The organism is Shewanella sp. SM21, from assembly GCF_025654335.1.
GTDB classification, from domain to species: Bacteria; Pseudomonadota; Gammaproteobacteria; order Enterobacterales; family Shewanellaceae; genus Shewanella; species Shewanella oncorhynchi.
This window is the reverse complement of sequence record NZ_JAKKRL010000014.1, coordinates 112651-125663: the sequence shown is the minus strand read 5'-3', so window position 1 is coordinate 125663 and position 13013 is coordinate 112651. Positions and strand designations below refer to the sequence as shown.

The window sequence follows — 13013 nt, the reverse complement described above, 5'->3', positions numbered from 1 at the left end:
CTTTAGGTAAATCTCGCCAAGGGATACCTGTTCTAAGGCGGTAAAGAATACCTTCGAATGTTTGTCTATGTTCAGGTTTGTCATAAACACGGCCTGTGCTTTTCATTAAATGAAATAGCTTTTCCCAGCGTGCATCGGTTAGCATAAGTCTTGGCATGGCTTGAGGTTATGGTTACTTTTGGCGAAGCAAATTATAACGTCTTGCCATGCTGTCTAAAAATCACTCTCGAAAGATCAACAGACCCTAGTAGGAAAGTATGATAGATTATTCAAACAAAAATAATATATTAGCTTAATAATCAATAAGATTTTATTAATAGGTTTAGTGAGTGGATTTTGCCATAACCTTTATTGGCACTCAGGTTACACTTTGTAATCGACAGATAAGGAGATCAATTTGACATCCGTGTTAGTCGCTCAATCTTGGCTCGGCGCACTGCTTTTACTGATAACGCTTCAAGCCCCGCTTGCCAGTGCTTTTTCCAGTTCAGATTCCTGCGTGATGACTATGGGGTATCGCACCAGCGAACGCTTACCCTTTATCGGAGACGAGTCCAATAACACGGGATTTTATCACGAACTCTACCAAGCGGCGGCGGACAAGATTGGCTGCAAACTCAATGTGGTGCGCGCACCTAAATTACGTATTCTGCGGGATCTCAAACTCGGCAATATCGATTTTTATCCCGGCCTTAATTTCACCGAAGAGCGGGCTCAATACGCGCATTTTATCCCCAATGGACTTTCACAACGTGCGATTGGCATTAGCCGTGCTGGCGCCGCCGATATTCGCTCCATTGAGCAGTTAGCCCATAATGAGATGACCCTCTTAATCGCTCCCGGCAGTTACGACTTTGGCGGCTTACCCGACAAAATCAAGGTACGCAAACCGCCTGAGTTAACCGTCCCTAAAGCCTTGGATTATTTGCTTTCAAACCAAGGGGACTTTTTTATTTATGATCAAACCACTTTGCATTATTACCTCAAAAATCGCGACCAAAGCCAGTTTAAACTCCACTATCACTACAGCGAATTACCTCAGGAAATGTACCTCGGTTTCTCGAAAAAAAGCCGCCACTACCGCGGTAGACACAACCCCAACTATCGCGCTGATATCCCCATCAGCCCAGATAACAGTCCCACAGTGTTAACACCAGATTCTAAAGTCTTTGAATTTGCCAAAGCACTCGCCACTATGGATTCCCAAGGTGAAACTCAGCGCTTGTATAGCAAGTATTTTGGCTAGCTTAAATCACAAAAAGTACCGCTAACGCAGAGTTCTATTGGACCTTTTATCAATTGAGGTACCAATAAAGAGCTAAGAGAATCATGCCTAACTGATTAAAAAGTGGAAAACTTGTCTTCTGCTCAAGCCATATTCTGATGTTTTAACTCGCTTTGTTACCCTCTGCGACAATATGCCGCACCTGCCACACTGAGATGCTCTTTATAATGCAGCGCAATTAATCCAAGTGAATGGAAGACAATAAGATGGCTGCAAATTCTGCGTATTTATCTCACCCGTTTAAAACTTCAGTAATTTCCTCATCCCTCGCAATCGCCATGGGCTTATCGCTAGCGCCACAGGCCATGGCTGACGACAGCGAATTAGCCAATATTGAACGCTTAGAGATCCATGGCCAACAGACCGAAAACCGTAACACCTTAGGCTCGGCTGAAAATCTACTGAAAGGGCAAGGAGTCGATTTCTCCGAAGCGGGCGGCGTATCGGCCCTACCTATCCTCAATGGCATGATGGGCGATCGCATCAAAGTGCTGGTTGATGGCGCCGACATTACCGCGTCCTGCGCAAACCAAATGAATCCACCGCTGTCCTATATCTCCGCCAATCAAATCACCACAGCCGAAGTCATTGCGGGCGTATCGCCAGTCAGTGCCGGTGGTGACAATATTGCGGGTGTGATCAAGGTTAGCAGCCTTAACCCTAAATTTGGTGAAAGCGAGGCTATCAAGTGGAATAGTGGCGATATTTCAACTGGATATCGCAGTGTGAGTGACACCTTATTACTCGGCACCAACGCCACAGTCGCCAGCAAAAATGTCAGTCTTAGCTATCAAGGCGCCTATGAAGATGCCAACAGCTATAAAGATGGTAATGGCGATAAAGTCATCGATACCCTGTACCGCGCACAAAACCATGCACTGACCGCCGCATGGCGCGATGAGACTCAAGAAGTTGCCATCAAATTGACCCACCAAAATATTCCATTCCAAGGTTTTGCTAACCAATATATGGATATGACGGATAACAAGAGTTACGGTGCCCTCGCCCGTTATCAACTCAAACTCGACGATGACGGTGAATTCAGTGCCCAAGTAAACTGGCACGGCGTGAAACACGAGATGGGCTTTTTCACCCCAGAAAAAACCGGCAAGATGCCAATGAACACTGAAGGTGATGACTACAGCTATCAACTGCACTGGCGTTTGCCAATGGGTGATGACAGCACCTTACTGGTCGGCCAAGAATATTATAGCTACCAGCTCGACGATGTTTGGCCTGCGGTGCCTGGCACTATGATGGCGCCCAATGACTACATCAACATCAACGATGGTGAACGCCGCCGCGCCGCCGTTTATGGCGAATGGCAGCAAGATTTAAGTCAAAGCTGGTGGTTATCGGCGGGCGTTCGCTTTGAGTATGTCACCACCAATACAGGTGAAGTCCAAGCCTATAGCAACATGCCTATGATGGGCATGCCCAATGTCGACGCCGAAGCGGCAAAAGCCTTTAATGCGATGGATAGAAAACGTGATGATAATCTGATCGACGCCACCTTACTGGCGCGCTATCAATTATCGACCAATCAACAACTTGAGTTTGGTTTAGCCCGCAAGAATCGTGCACCGAATCTGTACGAACGTTACAGCTGGGGCCGCGGCACTATGGCGACCACTATGATAGGTTGGTATGGTGATGGTAATGGTTATGTGGGTAATCCGGATCTTAAACCAGAAACCGCCCATACCCTTAGCGCAGCCTACAAATATAACGATGATAGCTGGCAAGTCTCGACCACGGCTTGGTACACTGCTGTGACTGACTATGTCGATGCAGAAGTCATTGGTAGCTTCAATCGCACTAGTTCGCCTGATGGCAAACGCAATATTCTCCAATTCACTAACTTAGATGCCAATCTCTATGGCGCACGTTTTAATGCGCTCTATCAGTTTGCCGAAACCAGCACAGGTAAATGGCAAGTGTTAGGCAAAGTGAATGTAACCCGTGGCGAGCGAGATGAAGGTGATGAACCTTTATATCAAATCAAGCCGTTGCAAACTGAGCTGGCACTGCAACATCAGTTAGGTCAATGGGAAAACAGTCTTTCATGGCAATGGGTTGCGACCAAAGATCGCGTAGATGACCGCCGCCTTGAAAATGAAACCGACAGTTACTCCTTGCTCAATTTGAACAGCAGTATGAAATGGCAGGATCTGACTGTTACCTTCGCCGTGAATAACCTGTTCGACAGCTACTATGAGCTGCCACTGGGCGGCGTGAGTGTGGCGGAATTTAAGGCCGATAATACCAATGGCTTTAACCAGATTGCCGGTGCAGGTCGCTCGTTTGAACTCAGCACAAGTTATGCATTTTAACGACTGATTTTAAAGGTACTGTTTTTAACAACATAGTTTTTAACCACATGGTTTTTAACAGCACGGCTTTTTAGGTCGAACAGATCTAATCCGAACGTTAAACAAAAAGGGCAAGCAGATTAAGTGATTAATCGCTTGCCCTTTTTTATGCTCAAACCACATTCATGCCACTAACACTAAAGCACAGGCACTAAAGCACTGAGACGACTTAAGCGCACTATGCAGCACGACTGAACGAGTGACACTATGGATTAGTTACCCGCAATCTTCATTTCAGATAACAAGATACCGCCGGTACGAATCGATGAGCGCAAATCAAAATCCTTACTCACGGCTTGCACGCCACGGAACATCTCTTTCAAGTTACCCGCGATAGTGATCTCTTCCACTGGATATTGGATCTCACCGTTTTCAACGTAGAAACCCGCCGCACCACGGGAATAATCGCCCGTTACCATGTTCACGCCTTGGCCCATGACTTCGGTCACAATCAAACCTGTGCCCATGTCTTTCACCAATTCGTCGAAGGTTTGGCCTGTGTGGCCGAGCGTCCAGTTATAAATACCGCCCGCATGGCCCGTGTTGGTTAAGCCTAACTTGCGCGCCGAGTAGCTGGTCAGCAAATAGGTTTCTAACATGCCGCGGTCAATAATGCGTCTGTCTTGGGTCGCCACGCCTTCACTGTCGTAGTTCGCGCTTGCCAATGCGCCCAGTAAATGCGGCTGCTCTTCGATATTAAACCAATCGGGGAAGATTTGGGTGTTGATCGAATCCAATAAGAAACTGGATTTACGGTATAAACTGCCACCGCTGATAGCACCGATAAAGTGGCCGATTAACCCTGTGGCGATATCTGGCGCTAATAAAATGGGTAAACGCGTCGTCGCGATCTTGCGCGCACCAAGGCGACTTACTGTCTTCTCTGCGGTCTTTAAACCTACCGTTTCAGGTGCAAGCATCTCGCTGAATTTACGGGCGATAGTGTAATCGTAATCCCGTTGCATATTGCCTTCACTATCTTCACCGATCACGCTGCAACTCAAGCTATAACGCGAGCTGCAATAACCGTTTAAGAAACCGTGGCTATTGCCATACACTTTAACCGCAGTGTGAGCATTGGCACTGGCGCCGTCGGAATTATTGATACGTGGATCGGCATCGAGCGCCGCAGTTTCGGCGCGGATCGCCAGTTGCGCTAACTCATCGGGGGAAATATCTTGTGGATAATACAGTTGAAGATCGCGGATCTGATTTGCCATCAAGGCTTTATCGGCAAGACCACTGAATGGATCGGGAGAAGTATAACGGGCGATATCGTCGGCCGCTTTCACCGCTAAAGCGATGGCCTCTGGACTTAAATCCGACGTCGATGAACTGCCCTTGCAACCATCGCGGTAAACCGTAATTCCTAAAGCACCATCTTTATTAAATTCAACGGTTTCAACTTCTTTTAAACGGGTAGAAACCGACAAACCTTGTTGTTTACTGATCGCCACTTCGGCAGCGTTCGTTCCTAATTTGTTGGCATATTCCAGCGCCACGGCCACCGCATCTTTCAGCGCGCCCAATTCACTATCGATTCTGTTCAAAGACACAAAGCTACTCTTTCGTTGTCGGCAATTGCCGTAGCATAACAAACACAAATCCCATTCACATTAATTATTCGCGGCGGACTTAGGCTTGAGAGCGCATCTTAAGCACATTCACCTAGGCGATTTTTGGCTAGAGATGTTATTATTAGCCAGTAAATTACTTGAGGTTTTATCTATATGAAGATTGTTGGTGATTCAGAACATTTTAAACAGCCCTACGACATAGATGAAGATTATGTCAGCAGCAAAACAACGGACAAGCGTGATAGCGAAGCCGTGCAAAAAGTCGGTATGGAGCTTGTTTCACTGAGCAAGACTCAGCTAGATAAAATCGAGCTGGATGAGTTTTTGTACGACGCTATCCTGCAAACACGCAAAATCAAGGTCAATACTGAGGCGTATCGTCGCCACATGCAGTATATCGGCAAATTGATGCGTAATTTTGATATTGAGCCAATCAAGGCTTCACTCGCTATCGTGTTGAATAAAAACAACAACGAGACCGCTAAGTTACAAATGTTCGAAAAAATGCGTGAACGCTTACTCACCCAAGGTGATGATGAGATTCAAACTGTCGTCGAGCATTATCCGCAATTAGACAGACAAAAACTGCGTACTTTGGTGCGTCAAGCCACCAAAGAACTGGCCAAAAGCCCAGAATCAAAATCATCTAAAGAGCTGTTTAAATATCTACGCAGCGAAATCCAAGACTAATTAACTTCAGCCCCACAAGGATGTTGCTTATGCGACTTAGCAAAACGTTATGTAGCCTAGCTTTGCTTTTTATTGGACTATTTGGACTCGGGGCCTGTAACGGCCCTGCGGACGAAGATAACGGTGGCACAGATGCCACTGACGGTATCTATAAACTGTCTATCGACTTTAAAACCTTATCGGGTTCTGAATGCGGCAGTGTTACTTCACTCCAAAGTTTCCCTAAAGACACAGGCTTTTGCGCAGTCGCGAAGTTAAAGAAAGGCTCAGCTACAGTGAGCAATCAGAAAGTAGACTTTACGACAGACCTTGGCGTATTAACACCTAATAGCAAACTAACAGACAATAACGGTGAAGCCATTATTATCGTTAGTAATCCTGATTTACTTGTCAATGCAGGGATAATTACTGCAACAACAACCCCAAATGATTCCACAACGGCACTCACAGCTACCCGCAATTTTGAGTTTTTAAGTGCTAGCGATGGTACCTCTCCTGCCGCTCCTAAACTCAGCGCCAGTATTTTAAGCAGCTCAGCCTTAGTCACTCGCTTTAAAGTCGATGAGTCGGTGCAATTACAAGCCATATTGCTCGATAGCGAAAGCAAAGGTATCGAAGGCGCTAAAGTCACCTTTACTGCTGGTTCAGCGGCGCTCAATCCGACCAGTGCGTTGACCAACAACCAAGGTATTGCGCAGGTACCCTATACGCCAAGTGCAACTGAATTAGGGGCAAATGCCTTAACGGTCACTGTGGACTATCAAGGTCAATCGCTGCAAACCAGCAGTTTGTATGAAGTCTTGAGTAAAGATGCCGTCAATCAAGAAGGTACGCTAAAACTCGGCTCATTTAATGGTGCAGTCTTTACCGAAGGTCAATTGGCGAGCACCTTAACGGCCGATGCCAATGGCAAATATAAAATCAGCGCAGGCGGTAGTTTTGGTGTAAGTGCAAGTTTAGTATTAGAGGCCAATGACGGCACGGTTACGCGAGTACAAACACCCTCTTCCATCAGCTTTAGCTCAGATTGCACCACAAACAATAGCGCCACACTCGATACCCCAGTTACAACTTTATCGGGTAATGCGAGCTCGACCTTCCAAGACACAAGTTGCAGTGGCAACAGTGAACGTAGCGACCAAATCATCGCCACAACCGTAGCTGGTAATCAGACGTTAACGGCGAATTTCCCATTTACTCTGCAACGTCAAACGCTTGCCAGCTTAAGTTTTGAGTCGGCAGAGCCTGCACAAATTCGCATCAAAGGTGCGGGCGGCACAGGTTCAAGCGAGTCCTCTTTAGTCAGCTTCAAAGTCACCAGCGCCAATGGCCAACCCGCAGCGCAGCAAAAGGTCAGCTTTACCTTAGATACGGTTGTCGGTGGTTTAAGTTTTGCCAATGGCACTGCGAATGCGCAAAGCCTGACTAACTCCCAAGGTATCGCCAGTGTGCGCGTATTATCCGGCACAGTACCCACGCCTGTGCGCGTGGTCGCCACTGCTGTTGATACTGATACTAAAGAAATCATCACTAGCCAATCTGAACAGTTAACCGTGAATACTGGTCTACCTCAACAACTTGGATTTAGTCTATCAACGACAGTATTCAATCCAGAAGCAGGTGACTTTAATGGTGAAACTGCAACGATCACCATTCGAGCCTCCGATAGTTTTGGCAATCCAGCGCCCGATGATACTGCTGTCAACTTCACGACAGAAGGTGGCCAGATCCCAACATCATGTTTAACTAAAAATGGGACTTGTAGCGTTGTTTGGACTTCACAAACGGCACGAGTCCCCGATCACCGCATCACGATTCTTGCTTATGCCTTAGGTCACGAAACCTTCTTCGATACCAATGGCAATAACATCTTTGATGATGCTGATGTTAGTAAAGACATCAATGGCACGCCTGTGCCTGACTTGGCTTGTTTAACGAATTCAGGCGTTGCGAAAAAATGCACAGGCAATGGTATGGACATCGAAGCCTATCTTCCTAGTGGTTTTAGTGATCTAGGTGATGCGTTTAGGGATGACAATGAAGATGGCATTAGGAATTCAGCCGAACCATTTTGGAATACTCAAGCAAAAGAATATAGTTTTGCCGATGGTAAATTTAACGGTCCACAATGCGAAAGCGCAATCTGCGGCAAAGGCCAAGCCAATAAAACCTATATCCGCAAAGCCTTAGTAATGAGCATGTCAGGCTCACAGGCTTATATCAGTGTGATGCAAGACGGTGTGTTATTGCCGAGTGTGAATGACATCAAACCTGTGGCCGTTGGTGCTAGTTCTGAATTTGTAGTATTTGTCCACGACAGTGCGAATCAAATCATGCCAGCTCAGACAAGTATCGAATTGTGCGTCGATTGTGCTGGTGCGCCTAAAACCTTCGAGGTTCCCAATACTGTGTATGCGAAAAGCAGTCTAGGTTCACCACTGAAATTTACGGCATCGGCCAACACCAGCGTATCGGTGAAAGTCACGACCCCTAAAAATGTCATCACTGATGGCTTAGGTTTCACAGTACCAGCGCTTTAAAACTCAATTAAGCAAACTGAAAAGACCCGCGAATGCGGGTCTTTTTATTGGAGGATTTTATTAGAGGATGACAACCCACTGCCCTTAGATCTACTACACATCTTTAGTTATAGCTGTGCATCTATGAGCCATGACTCTCACTAATTTTATAGCTCTTAATTTTGTAGCTCTACTGCGCGGCGTAAACGGAAACTCCGTAAAGCCAAATACACCGCTCCCACAGCCGCCCATATAAGCCCTAACTCTAGTGATTGTGGCTCTAAGTTCACCCAAAGCACGCCAATAGTGCCGGCGCCACACAAGGGTAATACTAAGTATTGTAAGTGGTCTCTAAAAGATTTATTACGTCGATCCCTTAGGTAAAACTGCACAATCACGGATAAGTTTACGAAGGTGAACGCCACTAAAGCACCAAAATTCACTAAGGCTAGCGCCATTTCTAAGTCAAATGAGACGGCAGATAGCGCAAGTGCGCCCACCAACAAGACATTAAATGCAGGGGTTCGCCATCTAGGATGGATATAAGCAAACCCTTTACGTGGCAACATATTATCCCGCCCCATCACATATAAAATCCGTGCAACCCCAGCATGGGCAGCCATACCGGATGCCAATACGGCAACAGTGGTCGCCACTAATACGATGGACTGGAATAGATTACCACCCACATAGAGTGCAATTTCAGGCAATACCGCATCAAGCTGTTGAAAGCGGGAAATATCGGGGAAATAGAGCTGCAAAAAATAAGACACGCCAACAAAAATCACGCCACCGATCAAGGCTGTCAACACAATCGCGCGAGGAATAACACGTTGAGCATCTTTAGTTTCTTCAGTCAGTGAACTTAACCCGTCAAAGCCGAGGAAGGAGAAACACAGAATCGTCGCCCCTGTGAATAATGGCGCCATCGCCATATTATCGGCATAAAATGGTCGCACACTCGCGACGACACCTTCGCCTTCACCGAGGGAAATGCTATAGGCCATTAGACCAATGAACACCACAATAATGGCGATCTGCGCAAACACTATCACCCCATTAAAGTTCGCGACGAGATCAATCCCCTTGAGATTAAGCAAGGTCATTATGGTCACAAGAGCGAAAATAAAGATCCAAGGTTCGACGCTGGGAAACATGGCGGTTAAATAGATTTTTGCGAGCAACATATTGATCATTGGCATAAACATATAGTCCAGCAGCGATGACCAACCCACCATAAAACCAACATTCGGGCTAAAGGTTTTTTGAGCATAAGTGTAGGCTGAACCCGCATAGGGATATTTACGTACCAAATGACCGTAACTAAACGCGGTAAATAAAATCCCCGCCAATGCGAATAGATAAGACGTAGCCACATGGCCAGAGGTGATCTCGGAAACAATACCAAAGGTGTCAAAAACGGCCATCGGCGTGAGATAGGCAAGCCCTATCACCACCACTTGCCATAAGTTGAGGGTCTGCTTCAAACCCAGATTTTGTTGGCTCATCAGCACACCCCCATTGTACAGGGTTGAACACCTAAGCACGCATCTGCAATTAGTTTTTGCTTGCGGCTAACCGTCTGCACTCGAGGTTTAATGGCTAACGCAACAACTTGATTTACAACAACTACCGACAATCCGGTACACAACAGCCCCATTGGTCTTTCCTCAGTAAAATAGGTTCAACTGAACCTCATATCATTTCCGGATGTTTACCGGCCTCAATTGTTTTAAAACACATACGCCATAAATAAAAAATAACCGAGATACTGAGTATCTCGGCTATTTTTTCGGCGCGCATTCTCCCCCAAAACCAACAAGAAGACAACCCAATAAGGGGACTTTGCTGCCCAAAAGTACGGTGAGAGTGATTTAAATGGATATAAAGAAGTAAAAATGAAGTTTTCTTTTGATATCTTGCAGATGATAGTGGGTTTTGCTGACCTCAATTCCGTTTGGATTAACTGTGCAGCCTAACGGCCGAAAAGAACCTAAACCCAAATTTAGTTTGGATTTAGATTGTGGGCTTAACCCCACAACTTTGATTTTTTATTTAAAAATCAGCATGTGTAAATCGCAACCTGCATCTAAAACCTAGTTCGCGACAGCCAACAATAACCTAGCACGACGCTTAATCCCCAACATCGCTAGGCCGAAAAAGACCGCAAATAAGCCCCAGAGTTGTAGCCATTTGGGCATCACACTCGCCCAGCTTGCGCCCATTTGATTGAGTTCTAACATACCCATGATCGCGGGCACGGCGGGAATAAACTGCGAACCTAGCACTAAAGGCTCGGGAATGAGGGCTATCGGCCAGACAAAGCCGGACACGAATAGGATGGGCATAGAGATCAGCAGTAGCACTTGGGTGGGTAAATCGCGGCGGGTGAACAAGGTGCTCATGGCAACACCTGCGGCGGCGGTAGCCAGTAAAAACGGCAATAACCACAGCGCAACTAAACCAAGGCTCGCTTGAATACTCACGTTATACCAGTGATAACAATAGCCCACATAAAAGCTGGTAAAGAATATATAAATCAACATGAAAGCAAGAATACGACCACAGACTAATTGCACCGGTGACACCTGCTGCCAATACCCTTTATGCCGCCATTGCCCTGCCCCTAAAATGCCAGTACCTATGAGTAAGGTTTGGTGCAAAATCAGCAAGAACAATCCAGGTACCACATAAGGCGTATAACCTAGGCTCTGGTTAAAAGCAGGAACACTATTAAGATGAAGCGAGTTTAAACTCTCTTGGGCCTGCTTAGGATTTTGTCCTTGAGCAAGCATGCCAATCAATTGCACTTGTTTACCCGCATCCATTCCAGCGCTAACTAAGCCTTCAACAACCGCGGAATAAATCAAAAAGTAACTAGCATCACCGCCATAGCTTAGCGTCACACCTTTACCAAGCAATAAATCGCGGCGGAATCCTTCTGGGATCACGAGTAAGCCGTGGGCCTTACGCGTCTCAATAAAACGCTTCGCCTCAGTAATCGAACCGACTTGGCCTATGACTTGAATTTTTGCGCTGGCATCGGCATGACGGATCAATTGACGGCTTAGGGAAGAATGATCTAAGTCCACCACGATCAGTTGTTGCTCGGTCGGCACTTGATTCAAATAGGGCAAAGGATACAAAACCGAATAAAACAGTACACCGCCAAATAAGGTCACTGCGATCGCTTTATCGCTAATAATGGCCTTAAATTCAGTGAGGATCAGTCGCCACAGACTGAGCTGACGTGATGTGTTTGCGTGTTCGCTATTGGATAAATTCATCCTATTGCCCCTTCGCAGATATAGCTGCGTCCGAGTCATAAACCGTCACTGAAGCATTGGTGTTAACTGTGGTAGGCAGTAATTTACGCGACAGAAAATATATCAAAGGTATCAGACAGATAAAGCCCCAATAACTGGTGATTTGGCTCGCCACACTTGGCCAAGTAGCGCCATAACTCACGATACTAACATGGGACTCAATATAATGGCTCGATGGCATGATAAGTCGCCACCACTGGGCTAATTGCGGCATTTCGTGAGTCGGAAAAGTAATGCCCATAAAGGCAAACGCTGGCGCAAATAAAGCGGTACAAAAGCTGATGACCCGCGCACTGTCACGCATCACTACAAATATTAATAACACTAAGCTCCAGACTGCCAATAACATGACTAATTGCGCGAGCAATAATAGGGCTAAACTCCCCGCCATCGGCAGAGCAAGATACAAATACAGCCAAGCTAAAATAAAGCCGCCCTGCAGCATCAATATCGGCGTAAACAGCACCATTTTCGCCCACACCTTAGGCCAAAAACGTTCAGTTAAGATATTCGACATGCCATCGGCCTGAGTGGTAGGCGCTAAATGCAGCTCTCGATTTAAACTGTTTGCCATCACTAACATAGATAACAACTGCCACAGCGCAATCAGCACTGGCGGTACTAAGAAACCTATGTAGTTGTTATTTCGGTTAAACAGGGCTGTTGTTTGGCTTTTGACAGGGCTTAAATTCACTGCAACTTGGGATTTCGGTGTACCATTTGCGAGCTGCTTTAAACCCGCCACTTGCTGTAATCCGTCGCCTAAACTCAACTGAATTTGGCTTGAGAGTAACTTACCCACCAGCAAAAATTGACTGTTGTAGCGCACATCAATTGTAGGCTTATGGCCTGTAAGTAAATCCTTTTTCATATCATAGGGAAAAACCACAATAGCGTAGACTTTCGCCTGTTGCATCGCGCTTATCGCCGAGGATAAGTCGGTAAAACTTTGCGGATCGGTAACCGGATTTGCCTTAAGCTGACGGGTCAACATGCGGCTCAATTGACTATGATCTTGGTCAACAATCGCCACGGGCAGTTGCCTTGGCAGACCTGCACTGAACAACCACCATAAGCATAAAATCCCCAGTAGTGGAATATAACTTATCAGCGCTAACTGCCAAGGGTCATGCCATAGGGCACGCAGCTCACGGCGAACTAACGCTGTGAGCAACGCCATAAAGCTTATGCTTGATGGCTGTGATTCGCCCTTAATCTTGTCCGCCGCGTTGGCGTGAGGCGTA

General features: G+C 46.3%; 9 protein-coding genes. 4 read left to right on the top strand and 5 right to left on the bottom strand.

Annotated elements, in window-relative coordinates:
* On the bottom strand, window positions 1-157 hold a 157-nt coding region (locus tag L5L94_RS17890; protein ID WP_259573881.1), incomplete at its 3' end, for a transposase.
* Window positions 158-397: 240 nt separating this feature from the next.
* Between L5L94_RS17890 and L5L94_RS17885 the strand changes: the two genes are divergently transcribed.
* Both L5L94_RS17885 and L5L94_RS17880 read left to right on the top strand, forming a co-directional pair.
* Complete coding sequence (locus L5L94_RS17885) at window positions 398-1246, top strand: substrate-binding periplasmic protein (RefSeq protein WP_317629651.1); 849 nt, start codon at window positions 398-400, stop codon at window positions 1244-1246.
* A gap of 245 nt (window positions 1247-1491) precedes the next feature.
* A complete protein-coding gene (locus L5L94_RS17880) occupies window positions 1492-3618 on the top strand; it encodes a TonB-dependent receptor (RefSeq protein ID WP_263164342.1) in 2127 nt (708 codons plus the stop codon).
* Between the two features lie 251 nt (window positions 3619-3869).
* On the opposite strand, the gene pmbA is transcribed toward L5L94_RS17880, so the two are convergent.
* Entirely contained in the window at window positions 3870-5213 is a 1344-nt protein-coding gene (gene pmbA / locus L5L94_RS17875) for a metalloprotease PmbA (RefSeq protein ID WP_105251299.1), read from the bottom strand.
* A gap of 174 nt (window positions 5214-5387) precedes the next feature.
* On the opposite strand from pmbA, the gene yjgA reads away from it, so the two are divergent.
* Both yjgA and L5L94_RS17865 read left to right on the top strand, forming a co-directional pair.
* Entirely contained in the window at window positions 5388-5924 is a 537-nt protein-coding gene (yjgA, locus tag L5L94_RS17870; protein ID WP_198573074.1) for a ribosome biogenesis factor YjgA, read from the top strand.
* A 29-nt stretch (window positions 5925-5953) separates the two neighbouring features.
* Window positions 5954-8464, top strand: coding sequence for an Ig-like domain-containing protein (locus L5L94_RS17865; RefSeq protein ID WP_263164340.1), 2511 nt, complete (start codon window positions 5954-5956; stop codon window positions 8462-8464).
* A gap of 155 nt (window positions 8465-8619) precedes the next feature.
* Here L5L94_RS17865 and L5L94_RS17860 read toward each other — a convergent pair whose 3' ends face one another.
* The 3 genes from L5L94_RS17860 to L5L94_RS17850 form a co-directional block, all read right to left on the bottom strand.
* Window positions 8620-9951: an APC family permease gene (locus L5L94_RS17860; RefSeq protein ID WP_263164339.1), complete on the bottom strand. Its 1332-nt coding sequence runs from the start codon at window positions 9949-9951 to the stop codon at window positions 8620-8622.
* A gap of 588 nt (window positions 9952-10539) precedes the next feature.
* Window positions 10540-11730: an ABC transporter permease gene (locus L5L94_RS17855; RefSeq protein WP_263142525.1), complete on the bottom strand. Its 1191-nt coding sequence runs from the start codon at window positions 11728-11730 to the stop codon at window positions 10540-10542.
* Between the two features lies 1 nt (window position 11731).
* Window positions 11732-12949 carry an ABC transporter permease gene (locus tag L5L94_RS17850; RefSeq protein ID WP_263142616.1) on the bottom strand — a complete coding sequence of 406 codons (1218 nt, stop codon included), beginning with the start codon at window positions 12947-12949 and terminating at the stop codon, window positions 11732-11734.
* Window positions 12950-13013: the final 64 nt, after the last annotated feature.